At 71.6% G+C, this 24,551-nt stretch carries 21 protein-coding genes; 13 read left to right on the top strand and 8 right to left on the bottom strand.

What is annotated here, in order from left to right; translation table 11 throughout:
* Window positions 1–29 precede the first annotated feature (29 nt).
* On the bottom strand, window positions 30–791 hold the full coding sequence (locus K206_RS0118005; protein WP_020203790.1) for a sulfite exporter TauE/SafE family protein: 762 nt from the start codon (window positions 789–791) through the stop codon (window positions 30–32).
* Window positions 792–883: 92 nt separating this feature from the next.
* On the opposite strand from K206_RS0118005, the gene K206_RS0118000 reads away from it, so the two are divergent.
* On the top strand, window positions 884–1,786 hold the full coding sequence (locus tag K206_RS0118000; RefSeq protein WP_020203789.1) for a LysR substrate-binding domain-containing protein: 903 nt from the start codon (window positions 884–886) through the stop codon (window positions 1,784–1,786).
* Window positions 1,787–2,140: 354 nt separating this feature from the next.
* On the top strand, window positions 2,141–3,106 hold the full coding sequence (locus K206_RS0117995) for a tripartite tricarboxylate transporter substrate binding protein (RefSeq protein ID WP_020203788.1): 966 nt from the start codon (window positions 2,141–2,143) through the stop codon (window positions 3,104–3,106).
* 26 nt (window positions 3,107–3,132) lie between these two features.
* Here the strand turns inward: K206_RS0117995 and K206_RS0117990 are convergent, their stop codons facing one another.
* The gene (locus K206_RS0117990) at window positions 3,133–4,092 is read right to left on the bottom strand and encodes a LysR substrate-binding domain-containing protein (RefSeq protein WP_020203787.1); all 960 of its coding nucleotides are present in this window, start codon (window positions 4,090–4,092) and stop codon (window positions 3,133–3,135) included.
* 118 nt (window positions 4,093–4,210) lie between these two features.
* Between K206_RS0117990 and K206_RS0117985 the strand changes: the two genes are divergently transcribed.
* The 6 genes from K206_RS0117985 (at window position 4,211) to K206_RS0117960 (ending at window position 11,098) form a co-directional block, all read left to right on the top strand.
* The gene (locus tag K206_RS0117985) at window positions 4,211–5,824 is read left to right on the top strand and encodes a hydantoinase B/oxoprolinase family protein (protein ID WP_196812892.1); all 1,614 of its coding nucleotides are present in this window, start codon (window positions 4,211–4,213) and stop codon (window positions 5,822–5,824) included.
* Between the two features lie 114 nt (window positions 5,825–5,938).
* Window positions 5,939–8,113, top strand: a complete 2,175-nt coding sequence (locus K206_RS38590) for a hydantoinase/oxoprolinase family protein (RefSeq protein ID WP_020203785.1) — start codon at window positions 5,939–5,941, stop codon at window positions 8,111–8,113.
* Entirely contained in the window at window positions 8,097–8,891 is a 795-nt protein-coding gene (locus K206_RS0117975) for an enoyl-CoA hydratase (RefSeq protein WP_020203784.1), read from the top strand. The genes K206_RS38590 and K206_RS0117975 overlap by 17 nt, the downstream gene beginning before the upstream one ends.
* Window positions 8,892–8,901: 10 nt before the next feature.
* On the top strand, window positions 8,902–10,167 hold the full coding sequence (locus K206_RS0117970; protein WP_020203783.1) for a CaiB/BaiF CoA-transferase family protein: 1,266 nt from the start codon (window positions 8,902–8,904) through the stop codon (window positions 10,165–10,167).
* Between the two features lie 40 nt (window positions 10,168–10,207).
* A complete protein-coding gene (locus tag K206_RS40930) occupies window positions 10,208–10,645 on the top strand; it encodes a thioesterase family protein (RefSeq protein ID WP_020203782.1) in 438 nt (145 codons plus the stop codon).
* A 39-nt stretch (window positions 10,646–10,684) separates the two neighbouring features.
* Window positions 10,685–11,098 carry a VOC family protein gene (locus K206_RS0117960; RefSeq protein WP_029043773.1) on the top strand — a complete coding sequence of 138 codons (414 nt, stop codon included), beginning with the start codon at window positions 10,685–10,687 and terminating at the stop codon, window positions 11,096–11,098.
* Window positions 11,099–11,152: 54 nt separating this feature from the next.
* Here K206_RS0117960 and K206_RS0117955 read toward each other — a convergent pair whose 3' ends face one another.
* Window positions 11,153–12,709, bottom strand: a complete 1,557-nt coding sequence (locus K206_RS0117955) for a methyl-accepting chemotaxis protein (RefSeq protein ID WP_020423826.1) — start codon at window positions 12,707–12,709, stop codon at window positions 11,153–11,155.
* Between the two features lie 382 nt (window positions 12,710–13,091).
* On the opposite strand from K206_RS0117955, the gene K206_RS0117950 reads away from it, so the two are divergent.
* The 5 genes from K206_RS0117950 (at window position 13,092) to K206_RS0117930 (ending at window position 18,082) form a co-directional block, all read left to right on the top strand.
* Window positions 13,092–13,727, top strand: a complete 636-nt coding sequence (locus K206_RS0117950) for a PepSY-associated TM helix domain-containing protein (protein ID WP_020203779.1) — start codon at window positions 13,092–13,094, stop codon at window positions 13,725–13,727.
* A gap of 101 nt (window positions 13,728–13,828) precedes the next feature.
* Window positions 13,829–14,353 (top strand): DUF2271 domain-containing protein, encoded by a 525-nt coding sequence (locus K206_RS0117945; protein WP_029043772.1) that lies wholly within the window; start codon window positions 13,829–13,831, stop codon window positions 14,351–14,353.
* Window positions 14,354–14,419: 66 nt separating this feature from the next.
* The gene (locus K206_RS0117940; RefSeq protein ID WP_020203777.1) at window positions 14,420–15,247 is read left to right on the top strand and encodes a DUF4198 domain-containing protein; all 828 of its coding nucleotides are present in this window, start codon (window positions 14,420–14,422) and stop codon (window positions 15,245–15,247) included.
* A gap of 115 nt (window positions 15,248–15,362) precedes the next feature.
* Window positions 15,363–16,373, top strand: a complete 1,011-nt coding sequence (locus tag K206_RS0117935) for an FAD:protein FMN transferase (RefSeq protein WP_020203776.1) — start codon at window positions 15,363–15,365, stop codon at window positions 16,371–16,373.
* Window positions 16,370–18,082, top strand: a complete 1,713-nt coding sequence (locus tag K206_RS0117930; RefSeq protein ID WP_020203775.1) for a flavodoxin domain-containing protein — start codon at window positions 16,370–16,372, stop codon at window positions 18,080–18,082. The genes K206_RS0117935 and K206_RS0117930 overlap by 4 nt, the downstream gene beginning before the upstream one ends.
* Window positions 18,083–18,094: 12 nt before the next feature.
* Here K206_RS0117930 and K206_RS0117925 read toward each other — a convergent pair whose 3' ends face one another.
* The 5 genes from K206_RS0117925 to K206_RS0117905 all read right to left on the bottom strand — a co-directional run bounded on the left by K206_RS0117925 (window position 18,095) and on the right by K206_RS0117905 (window position 24,538).
* Window positions 18,095–19,429: a hypothetical protein gene (locus tag K206_RS0117925; protein ID WP_020203774.1), complete on the bottom strand. Its 1,335-nt coding sequence runs from the start codon at window positions 19,427–19,429 to the stop codon at window positions 18,095–18,097.
* On the bottom strand, window positions 19,422–20,825 hold the full coding sequence (locus K206_RS38580) for an McrB family protein (protein ID WP_020203773.1): 1,404 nt from the start codon (window positions 20,823–20,825) through the stop codon (window positions 19,422–19,424). Before K206_RS38580 ends, K206_RS0117925 begins: the two co-directional genes overlap by 8 nt.
* 149 nt (window positions 20,826–20,974) lie before the next feature.
* Window positions 20,975–23,080: an acetate--CoA ligase family protein gene (locus K206_RS0117915; RefSeq protein WP_020203772.1), complete on the bottom strand. Its 2,106-nt coding sequence runs from the start codon at window positions 23,078–23,080 to the stop codon at window positions 20,975–20,977.
* 38 nt (window positions 23,081–23,118) lie between these two features.
* Window positions 23,119–24,114 (bottom strand): tripartite tricarboxylate transporter substrate binding protein, encoded by a 996-nt coding sequence (locus tag K206_RS0117910; RefSeq protein ID WP_020423824.1) that lies wholly within the window; start codon window positions 24,112–24,114, stop codon window positions 23,119–23,121.
* A 55-nt stretch (window positions 24,115–24,169) separates the two neighbouring features.
* A complete protein-coding gene (locus tag K206_RS0117905) occupies window positions 24,170–24,538 on the bottom strand; it encodes a Zn-ribbon domain-containing OB-fold protein (protein ID WP_020203770.1) in 369 nt (122 codons plus the stop codon).
* Between the last annotated feature and the right edge of the window lie 13 nt (window positions 24,539–24,551).

Here is a 24,551-nt window from a genome sequence, read left to right as displayed (position 1 = left end):
CCCGCCCCCCCCCCCCGCGCCGATCCCGCTTACAAATACCCGGGCAGGTAAGCCCGCGCGAAAAACGCCACGGTGATGCCGGCGGTGAGCGCCAGCGTGACCGCGCGCACCACGCGGGCCGGCGCCCGGCGGCCGATCTGCGCGCCCACGTAGCCGCCCACGGTGGCCGCGGCCAGCATCACCAGCGTGCTGGGCCAGTGGACCGCGCGCGCGGCCATGAAGATCACCACCGCCATCATGTTGGCGGCGCTGACCAGCAGCGTGCGCGGCGCATTCAGGCTCTTGAGGTCGCGGCTGTCGAGCAGGCCCCAGACGGCCATCATCATGATGCCGACGGCGCCGCCGAAGTAGCCGCCGTAGACCCCGAGGCCGAACTGGACCGCGAGCACCGCCGCCGGGCGGATGCGCGCGCGCCGGCGCAGCCATTCGCCGAGCCGGCGCCCGCACGACAGCGCGAGGCTGGCCACCAGCAGCAGCCACGGCAGCACGAAGTCGAAGGTCTTCGCGGGCGTGTACAGCAGCAGCACGGCGCCGGCCACGCCGCCGGCGAGCGTGGCCAGCAGCAGCGGGCGCAGCGCCACCGTGCCCACCGGCCCGAGGTCGTCGCGGTAGGCCCACGCGCTGGCGAGGCCGCCCGGAAACAGCGCGACCGTGCTCGAAGCATTCGCCTGAACCGATGGCACGCCGGCCGCGATCAGGGCCGGCAGGCTGACGAACGAGCCGCCGCCGGCGAGGGCGTTCATGGCGCCGGCGGTCAGGCCGGCAAGCGAGAGCAGCAAGGTGGCGTCCATGCCAGGCATCGTAGGCGGGCGCCGGCGCGCGCGCAATCTGGCAATTCCGGTGCTAGGCTTCGGTTCAACCGAAATCCGGAAAGGCAACGACGATGCGCTTCGACCTCACCGACATGCGCCTGTTTCTCAGCGTCGTGGAGCACGGCAGCCTGACCCGCGGCGCGCGCGCCACCAATCTCGCGCTGGCCTCCGCGAGCGAGCGCGTCTCCGGCATGGAGGCCGCGCTGGGCGCGCCGCTGCTGGAGCGGACCCGGCGCGGCGTGCACACCACCGCGGCCGGCGACGCGCTGGTCCGGCACGCGCGCCTGATCCTGGGGCAGGTGGAGCAGATGCGCGGAGAGCTGCGCAGCTACGCCACCGGCCTCAAGGGGCGCGTGCGGCTGCTGTCCAACACGGCGGCGCTGGCCGCGCTGCTGCCGAGCCGCCTGCGCCGCTTCCTGGCGGCGTATCCCGATCTGTCGGTCGACCTCGAGGAGCAGCCCAGCGGCGAGATCGTGCGCGCGCTTGCCGACGGGCGCGCCGACCTGGGCATCGTGGCGGACATCGCCGACCTCGCCGCGCTGCAGACGCGCCTGCTCGCGCAGGACCAGCTGGTGGTGGTGGCCAGCGGCGCGCACCGCCTCGCCCGGCAGGCGCGCGTGGCGTTCGCCGACCTTGCCGGCGAGCCTTTCGTGGGACTGGCCGATGCCGCGCTGGAGATCCACCTCGGCGAGCGCGCGGCGCGGCTCGGGCGCCAGCTTGCCTATCGCGTGCGGCTGCGCAGCGTGGCGGATGTCGGCGCGATGGTCGAGGCGGGCGTCGGCATCGCGGTTCTTTCCGAAGCTTGCGCGGCGGAACTGCGCCGCCCGGGGCTGGCGCTGCTGCCGCTGTCGGAGCCGTGGGCGCTGCGGCAGCTGCATCTGTGCGCGCGCGACTTCGCCGCGCTGACGCCGCACGCGGGCCTGCTGGCGCGCCACCTGATGGCGGGCGACGCCGCCGCGCCGGCGTTGCCGTAACCTCGCCGCGGGCCGCGCAAAGCGGCTTTCCCGCCGCGCCGGCGCGTGTTCCGGCGGCACCTATTGCGGGCGCGGGCCGCCCGCGCCGCCCTCTCCTGGTGCGGTATTTCCGGCGCACCGCACCGCATGCGGGCAGCGCGCCGGAGCGCATATCCGCACGACATACCCTGCGCGCCTAAAAGAATTGGGCAGCCACCGGGTGCGTCCATATATTGCTTCGCAGATCGCGAGATACCGGACCGAATCCGGAAGCCGCGTGCCGCCGGCCCGCGCCAGATCGATCGCATCCGAAGCGGAAATCCCGCCGCGCCGCGCGCGGGTTTTCCCCGGCAACTCACACATCAAGGCGAAACCATGAAGAAGATAGCGCTGGCCCTCATTGCGTCGATCAGCATTCTCGCGTCCTGTCCGGCATCGGCGCAGGGCTACCCGAACAAATCCATCCGGCTGGTCGTGCCGCTCGCGCCGGGCGGCTCGGCCGACGTGCTGGGCCGCCTGCTCGCGCAGAAGCTCAGCGAGAAATACGGCCAGACCGTGGTGGTGGACAACCGGCCCGGCGTGGGCGGCAACATCGGCGCCGAGAACGTGGCGCGCTCGGCGCCGGACGGCTACACGCTGCTGTTCGGCACGATGGGCATCCACTCGACGTACCAGGTCTATCCGAAGCTGAACTACAACCCGTCGACCGAGCTCAAGCCGATCGTGATCCTGGCGGCCATGCCCAACGTGCTGGTGGTCTCGAAGAACGTGAAGCTCAAGGACACCGGGGCCATCATCAAGGACAGCGTCTCGCACCCGGACACGCTGTTCTTCGGCTCGGCCGGCTACGGCTCGTCGACGCACATGGCGGGCGAGCTGTTCAAGTACCAGTCGGGCGCGAAGATCTCGCACGTGCCGTACAAGGGCAGCGGCCCGGCGCTGACCGACCTGGTCGGCGGCCGCCTGCAGATGATGTTCGAGAACCTGCCCACCGCGCTGCCGCTGATCAACTCGGGCGCCATCCGCGCGGTGGCGGTGACGGGCCCCAGCCGCGCCGCCAGCCTGCCCAACGTGCCGACCATCGGCGAGGATGGCCTGTCGAGCTACGTGTTTACCGCGTGGTTTACGATCGCCGCGCCGGCCGGCACGCCCGACGACATCGTGCGCAAGCTCAACCACGACATCCGCGAGATCATGCAGGCGCCCGACATGCAGCCGCGCCTGGCGGAGATGGGCGTGATTCCCGGCAACAAGGACGTGAGCGCCACCAATGCCTTCATCGCCGCCGAGACCGCCAAGTTCGGCAAGGTCATCAAGGAAGCGCACATCGTGGCGAACTGATGCCGGCGCCGCGCATCATGCCGGTGTCAGCCCCAGACTTCCTCGAAGCGGTCGAGCGAGCGGTGCATGCGCTCGATGAAGCGCGCCGCGATGCGCGACGGCGAGGTGTCCAGCGCCGTGAGCAGCAGCAGCTCGACCGGAATGCGCGGCACGAAGCGCTTGACCACCAGGCCGGCCTTGCGCAGGTGCATGGCGGCGAACGGGCTCACCAGCGCCGCGCCGTTGCCCTGCATGGCGAGCAGGCACATGGTCATCGCATACGAGGTCTCGGCGATCACGCGCGGCGTGATGCCGGCCTCGCCGAACACCTGGTCGATGGCCGCGCGCGACGCGCTGTCGCGCGACGGCAGGATCAGCGGCTGGCCGCGCAGGTCCGCCACGCCGATCTCGCGCCTGGCGCCGAGCGGATGGCCCTTGCCCATCACGCACACGGTGTTGACCGAGACCAGCGGCTCGGCGCGCACGCCGGCGGTATCGACCGACTTCAGCGCGATGCCCAGGTCGACCTTGCCCGACACCACGCTGTGGCGGATCAGGCTGGAGTTCACGGTTTCGATCAGCACCTCGAGATTGGGCTCGGCCTGCAGGAATTCGGCGGTGATGCCGGCCAGCGGGCCCATGCCGAACGAGGGCAGGCTGCCGATGATGAGGCGCCCGCTGTGGCCGCCCTGCAGCTCGGCGATGGCCTGCGCCACGTGGTCCAGGCCCACGTAGGTGCGCTCGATGGTCTTGAACAGGATGTGCGCCTCGGGCGTCGGCACCAGCCGGCTCTTGCGCAGCTCGAACAACTGGATGCCGATGCTGTGCTGGAAGCGCGCGATCAGCTTGCTGATGACCGGCTGCGTGGTGTGCATGAGCACGGCGGCCTCGGTGGCGGTGCCGCGCAGCATCACGGCGCGGAACGCCTCGAGCTCGTGGATCTTGAGCGTGGCGGTAGTGACCGGCCTGGCGGGGGCGGCGCGGTCGGGCGGCGAGTCTATGTTCATCTGGAATACCGTACCGGCAAAACAGCATTGGGAATACATAGTCTAAATCGGTACATTCGATTTGTGTCAACCAACCTGCGGCGGCACCACGATGGCGCCGCCGCGCCAGGGGAAAAAAATGAGTCAACGCTTTGACGCGGTCACACTGGAGCTGCTGTGGACCCGCATGATCTCGATCGTCGACGAGGCCGCCGCCGCGATGGTGCGCACTTCGTTCTCGACCATCGTGCGCGAGTCCAACGACTTCGCGTGCGTGCTGACCACCGCGGACGGCGCCTCGATCGCCCAGGCGACCAACAGCATTCCGTCGTTCATGAACACGATGCCGCGCACCATCCGCCATTTCCTGGCGGCGTTCCCGCTGCACACGCTGGAGCCGGGCGACATCCTCATCACCAACGACATCTGGCAGGGCACCGGGCACCTGCCCGACATCTCGGTGGCCAAGCCGATCTTCCGCGACGGCGTGGTGGTGGGCTGGGCCGGCTCGGTGGCGCACGCGCCGGACATCGGCGGGCGCATCCGCTCGGCCGACGCGCGCGAGGTGTTCGAGGAAGGCCTGCAGATCCCGATCATGAAGGTGGTGCGCAAGGGCGAGATCGACGCCACCTTCGAGGCCATCCTGCGCAAGAACGTGCGCGAGCCGGACCAGGTCATGGGCGACCTGTTCGCGCAGTTCACCGCGCTGCGCATGATCGAGACCCGCGTGCTCGACCTGATGGCCGAGCGCAGGCTCGATTCGCTCGGCGAGCTGGCCGGCGAGATCCACGCGCGCTCCGAGCAGGCCATGCGCGAGGCGATCCGCCGCCTGCCCGAGGGCGTGTACCGCCGCACGGCGATCAGCGACGGGCTCGACCAGCCGGTGCGGCTGGAGCTGACCATGACGGTCAAGGACGGCGAGATCACGGTCGACTACACCGGCACCGACGCGCAGGTGCCGCGCTCGATCAACGTCTGCCTGGCCTACACCATCGCCTACACCTGCTACGGGCTGCGCGCGGTGCTGCTGCCGAACGTGCCCAACAACGAAGGCGTGATGGCGCCGATCCGCGTGACCGCGCCCGAGGGCTGCATCCTCAACTCGAAGCCGCCCGCGGCCGGCGGCGCGCGCGCGCTGATCGGCCACTTCGTGCCGATGATGGTGATCGGCGCGCTGGCCGAGGCCATGCCCGAGCGCGCCATCGCCGCGGTGGGCTCGCCGCTGTGGTGCGTGAACCTGTCCGGCGTGCGCGAGAGCGGCACGCCCTTCACCAACCTGTTCTTCATGAACGGCGGCTACGGCGGCTCGCACAAGCAGGACGGCGCCAACGTGCTGTCCTGGCCGAGCAACATCTCGTCCACGCCGGTGGAGATGATCGAGCGCATGTCGCCGCTGCGGGTGCTCAGGCGCGAACTGCGCGCCGACGGCGGCGGCGCCGGCAAGCATCGCGGCGGCACCGGCCAGGTGATCGCCTTCGAGAACCGCAACCGCACGCCGATCGTGGTCAGCTTCATGGCCGAGCGCACGCGCGCCGAGGCGGCGGCGCAGGGCCTGGACGGCGGCGAGCCGGGCAAGCCCGGCGCGGTGCTCATCGACGGCGTCGCGGTCAACCCGAAGGTGCAGCACGTGCTCGCGCCGGGGCAGGTGGTGGAGCTGCTCACGCCCGGCGGCGGCGGCTTCGGCCCGCCTGCCGAGCGCGACGACGCGCTGCGCGAGCGCGACCGGCTCGACGGCTACGTCAGCGCGCCGTGAGGCGTGTCCCGAGGCGCGCCCCGAAGCGTGCCCCGAAGCGCACCACGCCAGGCATCCAAAGCATACGAAGCACATGAAGTACCTGAAGCACCTGAAGCAAACAGGGGAAACTCAATGACAGCAGCAAGCTACTCCCTCGGCATCGACATCGGGGGTACGTTCACCGACATCGTGGTCTACGACAGCGTGGGCAAGACCTCGGTCTCGCACAAGGAGCTGACCACGCCGAGCGCGCCGTACGAAGGCGTGATCCGCGGCGTGAAGACGCTGTTCGGGCGCGAAGGCATGGCGTTCGCCGACGTCCATCGCGTGATCCACGCCACCACGCTGTTTACCAACGCGCTGATCGAGCGCAAGGGCGCGCTCACCGGGCTCATCACCACCGCGGGCTTCCGCGACACGCTGGAGATGGCGCGCGAGCACAAGTACGAGCTGTTCGACCTCCATATCGAGCTGCCCAGGCCGATCGTGCCGCGCAGCCTGCGGCTCGAAGTCGACGAGCGCCTGGGCCCGGACGGCAGCGTGGAGCTGGCGCTCGACCCTGCCCAGGCGGTGGCGCAGGCCGGCCGGCTGGCGGCCGCGGGCGTGACCTCCATCGCCGTCGTGTTCCTGCACGCCTACGCCAATCCGGTCCACGAGGAAATGGCGCGCGCCGCGATCCAGGCGGCGTACCCCGAGCTGTTCGTGTCGATCTCGTCCGAGGTGTCGCGGCAGATCCGCGAGTACGAGCGCACCTCCACCACCGTGGCCAACGCCTACGTGAAGCCGCTGGCCGACGGCTATCTCGACCGGCTGACCAGCGAGATCGGGGCGCTCGGCATTGCCGCGCCGCTGTTCATGATGCTGTCCAACGGCGGCCTCACGCACGTGATGGAAGCCAAGCGCGTGCCGATCCAGCTGCTCGAGTCGGGCCCCGCGGCGGGCGCGCTGGCCGGCGCGTTCTTCGGCGCGCGCTCCGGCATCGGCGACGTGCTGGCGTTCGACATGGGCGGCACCACCGCCAAGCTGGCGGTGATCGACGGCGGCGTGCCCGTGATCGCCCACCACTTCGAGGCCAGCCGCGAGAAGCGGCTGACCGAGGGCAGCGGCCTGCCGCTGTCGATCTCCACCATCGAGCTGATCGAGATCGGCGCGGGCGGCGGCAGCATCGCGCACCTCGACGCGCTGGGCCTGCTCAAGGTCGGTCCCGAGAGCGCCAGCTCCACGCCGGGGCCGGCGTGCTACGGGCGCGGCGGCACGCAGCCGACCGTGACCGATGCCAACCTGGTGCTCGGCTTCCTCGACCCGGCCTCGTTCGCGGGCGGCACCATGACCATCGACGTGGCCCGCGCCGAGGACGCGATGCGCCCGCTGGCCGAGGCCTCGGGGCTGTCGGTGGCGGACTTCGCCTGGGGCATCTACTCCATCGTCAATGAGAACATGGCGGCGGCCGCGCGCGTGCACGTGGCCGAGCGCGGCCACCACGCCGGCAGGTTCGCGCTGCTGCTGACCGGCGGCGGCGGCCCGCTGCACGGCTGCGAAGTGGCGGCCCGGCTCGGCATCGAGCGCGTGCTGTGCCCGCCGGGCGCGGGCGTGGCGTCGGCGCTCGGCCTGCTGATGGCGCCGGCCCGCATCGACCGCATGCTCAGCGTGGGCTGGACGCTCGAGCGCGTCGACTGGGACGCGCTCGAGCAGGCCTACCGCGGCATCGAGCAGGACGCCTGCGCCGTGATCGACGCCACGCTGCCGGGCCAGAGCGGCGGCGCGGCCAGGCAGCGCGCGGCCGACCTGCGCTTCGCCGGCCAGGGCTTCGAGGTCATCACCGACCTGCCGGCCGGCCCCTACGGCGCCGCCACCTACCAGGCCATCCGCGATGCCTTCCTGCGCAGCTACCTGCAGACCTTCGGCCAGGTACCGCCGGCCGGCGACATCGAGATCGTCAACATCCGCGTGGCGGTGTCGGTGACGCCGCAGGAAAGCGAGCTGAACGTGAAGATGGCGTCGATCTCCGGTGCGCAGGCCGCGCGCGGCACGCGCCGCATGTACCTGGGCGGGCGCGGCCAGTACGCCGAGGTGCCGGTCTACGAGCGCGAGGCGCTCGGCGTCGGGCAGGCCATCGCCGGCCCGGCCATCGTGCAGGAAGCCAGCTCCACGCTGATCCTGCCCGAGGGCGCGCGCGCCAGCGTGGACGCCAGCCTCAGCCTGCTGGTGCAGCTGGCCCAGCCCGCGCCCGCCGGCAAGTCCGAACCGCAATCCGCCGCCGGCGCGCCGGCGGCCAGCCACGAGAGGCAACATGAACACGCAGACTGAAAAGATCGTCGCCAGCAAGCGCGGCGCCATCGGCTGGCTGGTCTTCAACGACCCGCAGAAGCACAACGCCATCTCGATGGACATGGCCGAGGCCGTGCCCGGCGTGATGCGCGCGTTCGAGGACGACGACGAGATCCGCGCGGTGATCGTGCAGGGCGCCGGCGAGCGGGCCTTCGCCGCGGGCTCCAACATCTCGGCGTTCGGCGCTGTGCGCGACAGCGCCGCGCAGAACCACCACTACCACCAGACCAGCGAGCGCGCCTACGACGCGATCTACCAGTGCGCCAAGCCGACCATCGCGCTGATCAAGGGCTATTGCATCGGCGGCGGGCTGGACTTCGCCGCGAGCTGCGACATCCGCATCTGCTCGGACACCGCCAGCTTCGCCATTCCGGCGGGGCGCCTCGGCGTGGGCTACGGCTATGAAGGCCAGATCCGGCTCAACCGCATCGTCGGCCCCGCGCGCGGGCGCGACATCTTCTTCAGCGCGCGCCGCTACAACGCGCAGGAAGCGCTGGCGATGGGCCTGGTGCACGAGGTGGTGCCGCTGGCCGACATCGAGCGCCACGCGCTGGCCTACGCCGAGACCGTGGCCGCCAACGCGCCGCTGACGCTGCGCGCGATCAAGCGCGCCTACCTGGAGCTCGAGGCGGCGGCGCGCGCCACCGACATGACGGCCGCGCAGGCGCTGATCGACACGTGCTTCGGCAGCGACGACTATAAGGAAGGCCGCGCCGCGTTCGCGCAGAAGCGCGCGCCGGCCTTCACCGGAAAATGAGGGCAACGAGATGAACGCGAATGCCGAAATCAAGCCACATGCCGCGCCGCAGTCGGCCGGCCAGCCAGTGGATCAACCCGCCGGCCAGTCCGCGGGCAGGGAAGGGCCGCTGAAGCGGTTCCGCGTGCTGGACCTCACGCGCGTGCGCGCCGGCCCCACCTGCGTGCGCCAGTTCGCCGACTGGGGCGCGGACGTGATCAAGATCGAGAGCCCCGAGCACATGGAGGTCAGCGACGGCTGGGGCGGCCTGCGCGACGGCCCCGATTTCCAGAACCTGCATCGCAACAAGCGCTCGCTCACCATCAACCTGAAGGAGCCGAAGGGCCGGGAGATCTTCTACGAGCTGGTCAAGAATGCCGACGTGGTGGCCGAGAACTTCCGCCCGGACGTGAAGTTCCGGCTCGGCATCGACTACGAGTCGCTGCGCAAGATCAATCCGCGCATCGTCTACGCCAGCATCTCGGGCTTCGGCCAGGACGGCCCCTACGCCCGCCGGCCGGGCTTCGACCACATCGTGCAGGGCATGGGCGGGCTGATGTCCGTCACCGGCGACCCGGCGCACGGGCCGATGCGCACCGGCATCGCGGTGGCCGACGTGGGCTCCGGGCTCTATTGCGCGATGGCGATCATGACCGCGCTGCTGGAGCGCGAGTCGTCCGGGCAGGGCCAGTGGGTGCAGGTGTCGCTGCTGCAGTCGATGATCGCCATGCTGGATTTCCAGGCCGCGCGCTGGCTGTTCCTCGGCGAGATCCCGACCCAGCCCGGCAACAACCATCCGACCTCGATCCCCACCGGCGTGTACCCGACCCGCGACGGGCACATCAACATCGCGGCCGGCGAGCAGGCCATGTTCCTGCGGCTGTGCAAGGCGCTGGGGCGACCCGACCTGATGGAGCGCGAGCCGTACAGCACGGAGCAGGGGCGCTCGGACAACCGCGACGCGCTCAACGCCGAGCTGTCCGAGATCACGCGCCAGCGCACCTCGGCCGAATGGCTGGCGGCGATGGAAGAAGGGCAGGTGGCGGCCGGGCCGATCTACACGATGGACGAGGTGTTCGCCGACTCGCAGGTCCGGCACCTGGGCATCGCGCAGCCGGTGGAGCACAAGCGGCTCGGCACGGTGGAGGTGGTCGGCCAGCCGTTCACGCTCAGCCGCACGCCCAGCCGCGTGCGGACCTCGGCGCCGGACCGCGGCGAGCACACCGACGCCGTGCTCGGCGAGCTGCACTACGGCGCGGCCGAGATCGCCGCGCTGCGCGAGGCGGGCATCGTATGAGGCGGCGCCGCGCCATGCCGGCGGCGGCGCCGGGCGCGCCATGCTGAAGCTGGCCGACGATGGCGCGCCGCCGCCGCCGGCCCTGTTCACGCTGCGGCTGGCGGCGCGCTGGGGCGACCTCGACGCCGACGGCCGCGTCAACAACGTCACCATCCTGCGCTATGTCGAGGAGGCCCGCATGCAGCTCGCCGCGCGCCTGGCGCTGGCGCGCGAGGCCCCCGGCATGATGCCGGTGGTGGCGAGCCTCGGCTGTGTGTACCGCGCGCCGGTCGGCTATCCGTGCGAGCTCGACATCCGCGTCGGCTGCGGCCACGTCGGCCGCAGCAGCGTCGGCCTGACCTTCGAGATCGCCGACGCGGGATCGGGCGCGGCATACGCGAGCGCCTGCGTGACCTGGGTCTGGGTCGACAAGGTCTCGGAAAGGCCGGTCGAGATGCCCGCGGCCCTGCGACAATTCTGTCTGAACCATTCCACTTGATGAGCTTGCCCGACCATGCCTTCCGATAACGTCACCGCGCTGCAAAGCGTATTCCACCTGGCCCTGAACATCCGCGACCTCGACGAGGCGCGCCGCTTCTACGGCAGGGTGCTGGGCTGCACCGAAGGGCGCAGCACCCAGACCTGGGTCGACTTCGATTTCTTCGGCCACCAGTTGTCGCTGCACCTCGGCGAGCCGCTGACCACCGCGTGCACCGGCCGCGTGGGCGACAAGCTCGTGCCGATGCCGCACTTCGGCATCGCGCTGCTGCTGCCCGACTGGCGCGCGATGGCGGACCGCCTGGAAGCCGCCGGCATCGACTTCGTGCTCAAGCCGCAGGTCCGCTTCGCGGGCGAGCCCGGCGAGCAGTGGACCATGTTCTTCTACGACCCGTTCGGCAACCCGATCGAAGTCAAGGGCTTCAAGTCGTTCGAGGCCGTCTACGCGGCCTGATTGCGTGGCTTGATTGCGCGGTCCGATTTGCCGTCCGATCCGCCGCCGCTGCCGTCAGGCCCCCGCCAGCCGGAACGCGCCGACCGCCTTGTGCAGGGCGTCGGCCTGGTCCTCGAGCGAGGCCGCGGCGGCGGCGGCCTGCTCCACCAGCGCCGCGTTCTGCTGCGCCATCTGGTCCATCTGCGTGACCGCCTGGTTGACCTGCTCGATGCCGCCGGTCTGCTCCTCGGTGGCCGCGCGCATCTCGCCCATCAGGTCGGTCACGCGCCTGACCGCTTCCACGATCTCGTGCATGGCCTGGCCGGCGGTCTCCACCAGCGCCGCGCCGTCGTCCACGCGCTGCGCCGAGTTGCCGATCAGCCCCTTGATCTCCTTGGCGGCGGTGGCGCTGCGCTGGGCCAGGCTGCGCACCTCGCCGGCCACCACCGCGAAGCCGCGGCCCTGGTCGCCGGCGCGCGCCGCCTCCACCGCGGCGTTGAGCGCCAGGATGTTGGTCTGGAAGGCGATGCCCTCGATCACGCCGATGATGTCCACCACCTTGCCCGAGGCCGCCTTGATCTCGCCCATCGTGCTGACCACCTGGCCGACGATCTCGCCGCCGCGCACCGCGATCTCCGAGGCGCCCTCGGCCAGCCGGCTGGCCTGGCGCGCGTTGTCGGCGCTCTGGCGCACGGTGCCGGTGAGCTGCTCCATGCTGGCCGCGGTCTGCTCCAGCGAGGCCGCCTGCTCCTCGCTGCGGCGCGACAGATCAGAATTGCCGGCGGCGATCTCGCGCGCCGCGTTGGCGATCGAGTCGGCCGAGCCGCGGATGCTGCCGATGGCGCCGGTCAGCCGGCCCTGCATCTGCTGCATGGCGAACAGCACGCTGTGGCGGTCCCCCTGCGCGGTGCGCACCTCGCCGGCGAGGTCGCCCTCGGCGATGCGCGCGGCGATCTGCGAAGTCAGCGCCGGCTCACCGCCAAGCTGCCTGTGCAGGCCGTTGGCGATGCGCATCACCACCACCGTCATGACGGTGCCGATGGCCAGCAGCAACAGCAGCGACTTCAGCAGCGCATGGCGGAAGGCCGCGTCAATGTCGTCCAGGTAGACCCCGGCGATGAAGTTCCAGTCCCACGGCTTGAACATCGCCACGTAGCTCAGCTTGGGCTGCGGCGCCTCGGCGCCGGGCTTGGCCCACAGGTAATGCACGTAGCCGTGGCCCACGCCCTTGCCGATGGCGGCGATCTCGCGGAACAGGTAGGTGCCGTCGGGGTCCTTGAGGTCGCTCATGTTCTTGCCGTTCATCTCCGGCTTGAACGGGTGCATCGCCACCACCATGTCCGAATGCATCAGCGTGAAATAACCGTCCTCGCCGAAGCGCATCGCGCGCACGCGGTCCAGCGCCTGCTGCCGCGCTTCCTCCATCGGCAGCTTGCCGCTGCGTCCCAGCGCCTCGTATTCCTGCACCACCGACAGCGCGGTATCGGTCACATGGACCAGGTCCAGCTTGCGCTCCTCCAGGCGCAGGTCGCGCATCTGCCAGGCATCCCACAGCGTCAGGCCGAGCAGGCACAGCCAGCTCAGCAGCAACGGCAACAGCAGTTTCTTCCTCAGGCTAAGACGCGCCAGCATGTTTTCCTCTCCTCGTCTTTTTAGATATCGACTCACTCCACAGACGCCATAACGGCTGCTGCAAAGCCAAACTTGACGCGGCGCGACTAGGTGGTTTCCTCAAGTGCATCAAGCCTCGCGGCGGGGTACAGGGTAAGTGTGCACTGCCGCACAAACGATCCCGATGTGTTCTCGCCGGCACCCTGTAAGCTCCTGTAATCCGGTTGTCGCCGATCCTGTCCCGCCAGCCATTGCGGTTTCAAATGAGAACCATTATCCTTTCGGCTTGTTTGCCTGAAGCGTCACCTTGCATGGCGGCGCGACGCGCGCGCGCCGGACGAGGCGGCCCCACGGGCGCCACCCAGGAAGGCACGGGGAGCTTGCCGCGCGCCGGAACACCGATATGACCGAAACCACGCTGGGCGCGGGCCAGCAACGCCGGGCCTTCTGGCTCAAACACCTGCATCAGTGGCACTGGATCAGCTCGGCGCTTTGCCTGATCGGCATGCTGCTGTTCGCCGTGACCGGATTCACGCTCAACCACGCCGGCCAGATCGAGGCAAAACCGAAGGTGGTCACGCGCACGGCGAACGCGCCGGCCGCGCTGACCGACGCGCTGCGCCAGGTCAAGCATGGCGACAAGGGCCCGGTGCCGCCGCAGCTGGCGGCGTGGCTGGCGGGCACGCTGGACATCGACACCGCCGGCCGCGAGGCCGAGTGGTCGGGCGACGAGGTCTACGTGGCGCTGCCGCGCCCGGGCGGCGACGCCTGGGTCAGCCTGGCGCTGGACAGCGGCGAGGCGCAGTACGAGCAGACCAGCCGCGGCTGGATCTCCTACCTGAACGACCTGCACAAGGGCCGCAACACGGGCCGCGCCTGGAGCCTGTTCCTCGACGTGTTCGCCGCGGCCTGCCTGATCTTCAGCGTCACCGGGCTGTTCCTGCTCAAGCTGCACGCGGGCGGGCGCATGGCGACGTGGCCGCTGGTCGGCCTGGGGCTGGCGGCGCCGCTGGTGCTGGCCCTGCTGTTCATTCACTGAACGCGCGGGCCTTCCAGGCGCCTGTCATCGCCCGCAACCGGATTCAACCGCTTTCAACGCTTTCCACCTTCACCTTCAGCAGCTAACAACGAGGTTTCGCTATGCGCCGATTGCTCACCGTCACTCTCACCGGCCTCGCCGCGGCACCGTTCGCCGCGCCGGCCGTGGCGGCCGAAATGAACGTCAAGGTCGAGATCCCGCGCCTGAACGTCGCGGAATACCACAAGCCCTACGTCTCGATCTGGATCGAGCGCGCCGACCAGAGCCCGGCCGCCACGCTGGCGGTCTGGTACGACGTCAAGCACAAGGACGGCGAAGGCACCAAGTGGCTCAAGGACATGCGCCAGTGGTGGCGCAAGGCCGGGCGCGACATGCAGATGCCGGCCGACGGCATCTCGGGCGCCACGCGCGCCGCCGGCGAGCATACGCTCACTTTCACCGACGGCAAGGCGCCGCTGGGCAAGCTGCCGGCCGGCGACTACCAACTGGTGGTCGAGGCCGCGCGCGAAGTGGGCGGCCGCGAACTGCTGCGCGTGCCGTTCGCGTGGCCGCCCAAGGCGGCCGCCTCGGCCAAGGCCGCGGGCGCGCACGAGCTCGGCACCGTCACGGTCGACCTCAAGCCCTGACGCGCCCGCGCGCCCGCCCGCCTTATTCCGTTTCCGATTTCTGGCCGCACCCCTAGGAGCATGACGATGAAGACTATCGCCACCAAACTGTCCGTCCGCGCCGCCGCGCTGGCCCTGGCCGCGCTGATGCCGCTGGCCGCCCACGCCCACCGCCAGTGGCTGCTGCCGTCGGCCACCGTGCTGTCGGGCAGCGATCCGTGGGTGACCGTGGACGCCGCCGTGTCGAACGACCTGTTCTACTTCGAGCATTTCCCGCTGCGCCTGGACAACCTCGCCGTGACCGCGCCCGACGGCGCCGCCGCCAAGGTCGAGAACGCCGGCACCGGCCGCTACCGCAGCACCTTCGACGTGCACCTGACCCAGCCCGGCACCTACAAGGTGGCGGTGGTCAACCGCGGCCTGTTCGCCAGCTACAAGGACGGCAACGGCCAGACCAAGCGCTGGCGCGGCACGGCCGAGACCTTCGCCAAGGAAGTGCCGGCCGGCGCCCAGGACCTGCAAGTGACGCAGGCCGACAGCCGCGTGGAAGCCTTCGTCACCGCCGGCAAGCCGAGCGCCAGGGTGCTGCAGACCACCGGCGTCGGCCTGGAGCTGGCGCCGGTCACGCACCCGAACGATCTCGTCGCCGGCGACGCCGCCAGCTTCCGCCTGCTGCTCGACGGCAAGCCCGCCGCCAACGTCAAGGTGGCCGTGGTGCCGGGCGGCATCCGCTACCGCGACCAGTTGCAGGAGATCGCGCTCACCACCGACGCCGACGGCAAGTTCAGCGTCAAGTGGCCGGCGCCGGGCATGTACTGGATGGAAGCCGAGGTGCGCGACGACAAGGCCGCCGTCAAGGAAGCCAAGACCCGCCGCGCCAGCTACGCGGCCACCGTGGAAGTGTTGCCGCAGTAAGCAGCGCTCCGCCCGAGCGGGCCGCCCGGCGCAAGTCCGGCGGCCCGCGCAAGCCACAGGCCCCCAGCGGGCTTTTTGCGTTTTTCGCAGTCCCGTCTTGAGCAAGTTCACCCGCATGCAGCGTGTCCTGATTCCCGTTTCGCTCGGCGCGGCGCCGCCCGCGCCCGATGCCGCCGCGCGCGTGCAGTGGCTGCACGGCGAGAGCATGGGCACCACGTGGTCGGTGGCGTGGGCCGCGCCGGTGCGCGCGCCGGACGCCGCCGCGCTCGGCGCCGGCATCCGCGCGGTGCTGGCGCAGGTGGTCGCGCAGATGAGCAACTGGGAAGCCGGCTCCGACCTCAGCCGCTTCAACCGCGCCGCGCCCGGCACCTGGCAGGCGCTGCCCGAAGACTGCTTCGCCGTGCTGCAGGTCGCGCTGCAGGTGGCGCGCGACAGCGGCGGCGCCTACGACCCCAGCGCCGGCCCGCTGGTCGACCTGTGGGGCTTCGGCCCGGCGCCGCGCCGCGACACGGCGCCGGCGCTGGCCGAGATCGAGCAGGCGCGCGCGCGGTGCGGCTGGCAGCGCATCGAGCTCGACGCGCAGCACCGCCGCGCGCGCCAGCCCGGCGGCGTGCGGCTGGATTTCTGCGCCATCGCCAAGGGTTTCGGCGTCGACGCGGTGTCGCGCTACCTGGACGCGCAGGGCGTCGCCAGCCACCTCGTGGAAGTCGGCGGCGAGCTGCGCGGCCACGGCGTCAAGCCCGACGGCCTGCCGTGGTGGGTCGAGCTCGAAACGCCGCCCGCCGAGACCTCGGCGGGCACCACCGCCACGCTGGTCGCGCTGCACGGCCTGGCCGTGGCCACCTCGGGCGACTACCGGCGCTATTTCGACAGCGGCGGGCGCCGCTATGCCCACACGCTCGACCCGCGCACCGGCTATCCCGCCAGCCACGCGCTGGCCTCGGTCACGGTGCTCCATGCGCAATGCATGATGGCCGACGCGCTGTCCACCGCGCTGACCGTGCTCGGCCCCGAAGCCGGCATGGTGTTCGCGCGCCGCCATGCGCTGGCCGCGCGCTTCCTGGTCCGCCGCAGCGGCGGCTTCGATGAACGACTCTCCCCGGCCCTCGCGGCCATGCTGGCATGACCACGCCCGATAGCGCCTCCTCCCTGCCGATCGACGCGCCCGCTGGCGCGCCGCCTCGGCGCCATCCCGCCGACGGCGCGGACGGCGCCGACAGCGCCAGCCGCGCCAGCCGGCGGCTCCGCGTGCTGCGCGCCGCGACCGCGCTCGGCGTGGCGGCCGGGCTGGCCGGCATCGCGCTGGGTTTCCTCGCCCCCAGCCGCGCCGGCATGGCGGCCGGCGTGGTGCTGGCCTACCTCGGCCTGAGCACCGCCGTGATCGGCCGGCACCGCGCGCGCCTGGCGCGGGCGCTGCCGGCGCCGCGCGAAGGCGCCACGCTGGTGATCTACGCCAGCCAGAGCGGGTTTGGCGGACAGGTCGCGCAGCACACCGCGCAGGCGCTGCAGGACGCCGGCGTGCCCGCGCAATGCCTGTCCTTCGACCAGGTGGAAGCCGGGCGCCTGGCCCGCTGCCCGCAGGTGCTGTTCGTGGTCAGCACCACCGGCGAGGGCGACGCGCCCGACAGCGCCGCCGGCTTCGCGCGCCGCCTGAGCGCCGCCGCCGGCGCGGGCGGCCTGCGCGAGCTGCGCTACGGCATCCTCGCGCTCGGCGACCGCAGCTACGCCAGCTTCTGCGCCTTCGGCCACGCGCTCTCGGCGTGGCTGCAGCGCCAGCACGCGCAGGCGCTGTTCGACATGGTGGAAGTCGACAACGGCGACTCCGGCGCGCTGCGCCACTGGCAGAACCACCTCAGCGCGCTCGGCGGCGGTGTGGAGATCGCCGACTGGGACAAGCCGCGCTACGCCGACTGGCAACTGGCCGAGCGCCGCCTGCTCAACGCCGGCAGCCCCGGCGCGCCGGCCTTCCACCTCGCCCTGGCGCCGCCCGCCGGCGCGCCCGCGCCCGGCTGGCAGGCCGGCGACATCGCCGAGATCGGCCCGCGCCTGTCGCCGGCCGAGGTCGCGCGCGTGCTCGGCAAGCTCAGGCTCGACGGCGCCACGCCGGTGCGCTGCGACGGCGCCGACGCCACGCTGGCGCAGGCGCTCGCCACCCGCATCGTGCTGCCCGAGCCGCACCTCGCCGCGCTCGCCGGCGTGGCGCCGCAGCGGCTGGTCGACACGCTGCCGCCGCTGCCGCACCGCGAATACTCGATCGCCTCGCTGCCGGCAGACGGCCGCCTCGAACTGCTGGTGCGCCAGACCCGCCACGACGACGGCCGCCTCGGCCTCGCCTCCGGCTGGCTGACCGAGCACGCCGCGCCCGGCGCCGCCATCGCGCTGCGCATCCGCGCCAACCGCGGCTTCCACCCGCCCGCCGACGACCGCCCGCTGATCCTGATCGGCAACGGCACCGGGCTGGCCGGCCTGCGCGCCCACCTCAAGGCGCGCGCCGCCGCCGGCCGCCACCGCAACTGGCTGCTGTTCGGCGAGCGCACCGCGCAGCACGACGCCTTCCACCACGACGAACTCGCCGCGTGGCGGGCGGGCGGCGTGCTGGAGCGCATGGACCTGGTCTACTCGCGCGACGGCGGCGCGCTGCGCTACGTGCAGGACGCCGTGCGCGCCCACGCCGGCACGCTGCGCGAGTGGGTGGAAGACGGCGCCGCCATCTACGTGTGCGGCAGCCTCAAGGGCATGGCCGGCGGCGTCAACGACGCGCTGGCCGAAGTGCTGGGCGAGGAGGCGCTGCTGCGCCTGGGCGAGGAAGGCCGCTACCGGCGCGACGTGTATTGACGCCGCGCGCGGCTACCGCCGCGCGGGCTGCACGCGGAACAGCTTCGCGTAGTCGTCCAGCAGCGCCGCGACGGGCTGGCCCACCACGCGCAGCGGCGGCGACCACGCCGGCGCGCGCGTGAAGGCGCGCTCGTGGCGCGCCGCCGCCGGTAGCCAGAATTCCAGCGCCACCCGCGCCGCGCCGGGCTGGCCGGTGCGATGCAGATGGTCGCGCAGCAGCAGCCCGTAGAGCTCGATATTGTCGAAGTCCGCCACCTGCTTGGCCGACGCGGCGCCGTCCGGCTTCGGCCGGCGCGCGGCAAGCTCCGCATAGTATTTGAAGTCGGCGATGCGATAGCCGCCGTCCCGCCGCACCACCAGGTCCGGGCGGCGCCGGTATTCGTTCCGCGCGAAGACCGCCTCGCGGCTGGCCTGCCACGCCTGCTCGCGCTCGCGTGTGAGCAATGCCGCGGGCAGATGCTGGTAGTCGCAGGTGAAGATGTCCCCGGGCGCATGCCGCGCGAGCGCGTGCGCCAGGCAGGCCGACTCCCACACCGACCAGAAATCCCCGATGCCCCACACCATGCCGTCGTCGCGGTCGGCCAGCCAGCCCTGCTCGAGGTAGCGGCGCAGGCCGTCGAACAGCGTGAGGAAGACCTGGCTCTTGAACGGGGTCTGCCGCTCGATGCGGAAGAGGATCTCGCGCAGGCGCTCGCGCGTGTCGGTGGCGACGAAGGCGTCGCCGCCGAACAGGCCGCTGTCCGCGTGCAGGAAGCGGTGGCGGAAATCGGCGGCCTGCGCCAGCGCCTCGCCGCTGAAGTCGCCCCATGCCTGCTCGGGCGCGAGGCCGAGGAAGCCGGTGTAGAAATCGCCGGCGACGAAGCAGTACAGCCCGACCAGATCGTGCGCGGCCAGCCGCAGCTCGCGGCGCGGGCCGCTCGCGTATTCGACGAACGGCGCGCCGTCGTCGAGATAGACGGCGCGATGCAGATGCCGGTGGAGCTTGCCGTAGTCGACGCGGCTGGTGCGCCCGCGCCGCTCGACCAGGCTCAGCAGGCCGAGCGGATCGAAGGCCTGGAACAGCGCCTCCAGCCCCAGCGTGTCATGGAACGACACGCCTTCGTCCCGCGTGCCCCGGGCCGAAGCGCCGTTGTGCTCGATGCCGTCCACCGGCGCCAGCCGCCCGGCCGCCTTGTCCGTGGTCCTGAACACGCCGAGCACCTTGTAGAGCATCGCCAGCGCGCGCACCGGCTCGCGCTCCAGGTGCGACAGGTGGTACGGCAGGCGCAGCACGGCCCGGCCCTGCCTGCGCTCCAGCCCGACGTAGCCGCCGGCCGCCTCGACCGTTAGCGTGGAGAAATCAAGCATCGGCCGCCGCTTCCGCCTCGTCGTCCTCGTCGTCCTCGTCGTTCCCGCGGTCTTCGTCGTTGCTGGCGCTCGTGGCGCCGGCGGCGGCGGCCGTCTCCGGCCGCTCGCCGTAGTCGCGCATGATCCCGCCGACGAAGGCGTCCACCTTGCCGGCGAAATCGCCGAAGGTGCGCAGCGCTTCCCGGCCGCAGCCGATCACCTCGTACAGCGGGCGGCGGTCGCGGTCGAACACGTTGTCCCACAGGTACAGGCACAGCTTGCCGGCGATGTCGTGGCGGCTGATGCGGGGCGCCAGCGCGAGCTGGCCCAGCGCCTCGACGAAATCCTCGATGACGAGCTGGCCGTCTTCCATCGTCGCGGGCTTCGTATCCCGCGCGTAGTAGTAAGCGGACTCCAGATTGAACGGGATCCTGCCGATCTTGCGCACCTCCTGGTTCTCGTAGCGGGCGAATTCCAGCACGGCGTCGCGTATTGGCTGGGGGAGCTGTTCCGCAAACGCATGGAATTGCTCGTCGAAGGCGCGGCTAAAGTCGGCACCCCTGCGCAGCGTCGTCACCTTGGGCGCCAGCACCTTCAGTTCGCCCAGCGCGGCCGGATACTTGTCCACCAGCCGCCCCGCGCTGCGCGCCTTGATGAACCACGGCCCGACCAGCTTGTCGTCGAGCTTGGCCGCCTGGCACTTCGCCACGATGAAGCGGTTGAGCGCGGTGAGAAACGCCTCCCAGTCCGGCGCCGGCATGGTGCCGTTTTCCAGCAGCGCGGCCTTCTGCGTTGCCGGCACCGTGGCAAAATCCACGGGCACGAACTGGAAGTGCCAGCGCCGCTTGAATGCCGTGTCCATGAAATACACCGATTCGTCGCTCGAATTCATGGTGCCGACGAGATGGAGATTCGGCGGCAGGCGCAGCTTCTTCTTCCCGTACACGGCCGCGACGTTGCCGTCGCCGCTGCCGGCGCCGTCGAACTTGTCGCGCAGCGCCTGCATGACGATCTCGGACGCCATCACCTCGTAGCTGGACCAGGCATCGTCATTGCGGTCGAGCAACTGAAACACGTCGCCGAAGATCTCGGCGCAGTTGCCGCGGTTGATCTCGTCGATCAGCAGCAGGATCTTCCTGTCGGGCGCCGCGTATGCCCGGCCCAGCGCCTCGATGAAGGGCCCGGCGTGAACGCTGTATTCGATCCGGCTGACTCCGCCGTCATGGCGCGACATGGGCATCAGCCTGGCGACGAAATCGCCGTAGCCGAACTCGGGGTGGAAGGTGACGGGGAAGATGTCGTCCTTGTCCACGCCCAGCACGCCGGCCAGCACGTGCAGCGCGGTATGGCTCTTGCTCGTGCCCGGCGGGCCGAACAGGATGAGTTGGTGGGGAACTTCCCCGGCGGTGAATTCCATTGCGTGCATCCGGACTGAATCGTCCGCTCATTCTAATGAGCGGACGCGGCCCGATGCACGCGGCAAGCAACGGAAAATCCGGTCTGTTCGCATTTGACAATGGCCAGAATCGGATTGCTCCGACGCGGGCCTGCCGCCCGCATCGCGCCTCAGCCCGCCACCTCCATCAGCGCGTCCACCACCACCGCCCCGCCCGCGCTCACCATCACCGGGTTGAGGTCGAGCGCGCGGATGGCGCCGCCGGCCTCGTGCATCAACCGGCCGACGCGCGCGGCGATCCGGCACAGCGCGGCCACGTCCACGGCGCTCTCGCCGCGCACGCCGGCCAGCAGCGGCGCGATGCGCAGGCCGGCCACGGCGCGCGCCACCGCGGCTTCGCTGCAGGGCGCGAGCAGCACGGCGGTGTCGCGCAGCACCTCGACGTACTTGCCGCCATCGCCGACCACCACCACCGGCCCGAACACCGGGTCCCAGTGCGCGCCGACCATGCATTCGCGCTGGCCGCGCTCCATGCGCGCGACCACCACGCCTTCGCAGGCGGCGCCCATCTTGCGCAGGATGTCGGTCTGGACGATGTAGGCGTGCGCGACGGCGTGCTCGTCGTTGCAGTTGAGCGCCACCAGGCCGTGCTCGCTCTTGTGCGGCACCTGCGGCGAGCTGGCCTTGACGGCCACCGGCCCTTTCAATTCGCGCCAGGCCGCCACCGCTTCGTCCACGCCGTGGCACAGCCTGTGGGCCACCACCGGGATGCCGGCCGCGGCCAGGCGCGCCAGGCTGGCGGCTTCGCTGAGGGTTTGCGCCGGTGCGTTCGCCGCCGCGCGGGCCCTGGCGCGCGCGGGCGGCCGGTGCGCGGCCGCCGCGTTGTCTTCCTGCGCGGTCTCGCGCAACTGCTGCTGGTGCATGGCCAGTTGCGCGAAGGCGGCCAGCGCGTCGGCCGCGCTGGCGTAGGTGGGCACCCCGGCGGCGCGGAACGCGGCCGCCACCGGCGCCTGCCACGCGGCCACGGCGATCGGCTTGCCGGCGCTGTCGGCAAAGCCGGCGGCGTCGCGCGCGAAGCGCGGCAGGTCGTAGCCCATGCCCGCCACCGGGATGTCGAGCAGCACCAGATCGGCGGCGGGGTCGGCGGCGACCACCGGCAGCACGTCGCCGAACAGGCCGCTGTTGGTCAGCAGCGCGGCGGTCACGTCGACCGGGTTGGCGGTGGCGGCGAAGCCGGGCAGGCGCTCGGCCAGCGCGGCCTGGGTGGCGGCCGACAGCGGCGCCAGCGCGAGGCCGAGCGGCTCGGCGGCGTCGGCGGCCATCACGCAGCTCGCGCCCGAGTTGCTGACCACCACCAGCCGGCGCCCGGCGGCCTGCCAGCCGCGCAGGTAGAGCGGCGCGCAGCGCGCCAGCGCGTGCGCGTCGTCGACGCGGAAGATGCCGTGGCGCGCCAGGAAGGCGCCCACCGCGCGGTCCTCGTTGGCGATGGCGCCGGTGTGCGAGGCCGCCGCGCGCTGGCCCGCGCTGGAGCGCCCGGCCTTCACCGCCACCATCGGCACGCCGCGCCGGCGCGCCACCGCCGCGGCCTCGGCCAGCACGGCGGGGTCGGTCAGGCTTTCCAGGTACAGCAGGATCAGCTTCACGTCGGGGTCGTGCGCCACGGCCAGCGCCAGTTCGCTGACGGTGAGGTCGGCCTCGTTGCCGGTGGCGTGCATGTGGCGCACGCCGATGCCCTGCCCGCGCAGCAGGCCGTAGACCATCGCGCACACGCCGCCGCTCTGGCTGACCACGGCCACCGGGCCGTCCTGCGGCGGCACCTCGATGAACATGGTGGAGAAGCTGGCGATGGTGCCGGTGCCGAAGTTGGCCAGCCCCTGGCTGTTGGGGCCGACCAGGCGCAGCCCGGCGCCGGCGGCCACGCGCACCATTTCGTCCTGCTGGCGGCGGCCTTCCGCGCCGGCCTCGCCGAAGCCCGAGGCGATGACGATGGCCGCGGCCACGCCCAGGCGCGCGCAGTCGCGCACGGCGGCGACGGCCGCCTCGCCGCCCACCACGATGATGGACAGTTCGGGCACCTCGGGCAGCGCGTCGAGCGAGGCGAACGCGGGCAGGCCCTGGATGGTGTCGCGCTGCGGGTTGACCGGATAGAGCTTGCCGGCGTAGCCGTGCTCGCGCATGTAGTAGATGGGCCGGCCGCCGATCTTGTGGATGTGGTCGGAGGCGCCGATCACCGCGATCGAGCGCGGCGCCAGCAGGGCTTGCAGGGTCTGGTTCATGGTGGATTGCGGCGTGGCAGCAAAGAGAAGCGGGAGAGTCAGTCGATGGTGGCGCCGGAGGCCTTGACCACCTTGCCCCATTTGTCGATTTCGCGGGCGAGGAACTGGCCGGTGGCGGCGGGCGAGGTCCACTCGGCGGCAAAGCCCTGCGTGGCGAACTTGGCGCGCACGTCGTCCTGCTCGAGCACGGTCTTGAGCGCGCTGCTGAGCGCGCCGACCACCGCGGGCGGCGTGCCGGCCGGCGCCAGCAGCGCATTCCACGCGGTGGCCTCGTAGCCGGGCAGGCCGGCCTGCGCCACGGTGGGAAGGTCGGGCGCGGCGGGCGAGCGCGCCGCGCCCGTGATCGCCAGCGCCTTGAGCCGGCCGTCGCGCACGAACGGCATGGCCGAGAGCATGGTGTCGAACATCACCGTGGCCTGCCCGCCCATCACGTCGGTCAGCGCGGGCGCGCTGCCCTTGTACGGCACGTGGGTCATGCGCGTGCCCGCCATGCTGTTGAACAGCTCGGCGGCAAGATGGGTGGACTGCCCGTTGCCCGAGCTGGCGAAGCTGACCTGTCCCGGCTTTGCCTTGGCCAGCGCGATCAGCTCGGCCACGCTGCCGGCCGGCGTGGCCGGCGCCGTCACCAGCACCAGCGGCCCGCGCGTGAGCAGCGAGACCGGCGCGAAATCCTTCTGCGTGCTGTAGCCGGGCTTGCTGAACAGCGTCATGTTGATCGCGTGCGCGGTGGTGGCCACCAGCAGCGTGTAGCCGTCGGGCGCCGACTTGGCGGTCGCTTCCGCGCCGATGTTGCCACCCGCGCCGGGGCGGTTCTCCACCACCACCGGCTGTTTGAGCTGGTCGGCCAGCTTCTGCCCGACCACGCGCGCCACGATGTCGGTGGGGCCGCCCGGCGGGTAGGGCACGATCAGCCGCACCGGCCTGGCGGGCCAGGCCTGCGCCCGCGCCGGCGGCGCGGGCAATGCGCCCGAGAGGGCGATGGCGCCCGCCAGCAGGGCGAGCGCGGGCCGCCGAAGCGGCAAGGTTCGGTTCATGTCGGTCTCCTCGGTTGTGATGAAAGTGCGGGCGCCGGCCGGCGCGCGCCGCGTGCTATTCGCGCAGGAAGCGCAGCAAGGTGTGTTCGCCGTGCCGCAGGAAACCGGCGCGCACGCGCTCGCCGATGGCCACGCCGGGCTCGGCATGCGCCATCACGCGCGGGCCTTCGTCGAGCGTGGCCAGCACCAGCGTGTAGGGCGCCAGCGCGCGGAACGCATCGGTCGGCGCGCGCGCGACCTCCGTGACCGAGTGGATGGTGGCGGTGCCCGCCGCGTCGCGCCAGCCCAGGCGCGTGCCGCCGCACGCGCGGCAGGCGTGGCGCTGCAAGGGCTGCCACGCGCCGCAGTCGTCGCAGGCCTGGTAGCGCACGATGCCGGCATCGAGGCCAGACTGGTAGGGATGGTCGGCTTGGTCGGTGGTCATGGCTGGTTCCGCG

Source organism: Cupriavidus sp. WS (assembly GCF_000395345.1).
GTDB lineage: Bacteria > Pseudomonadota > Gammaproteobacteria > Burkholderiales > Burkholderiaceae > Cupriavidus > Cupriavidus basilensis_B.
This window is presented reverse-complemented; position numbering and strand designations above follow the sequence as displayed.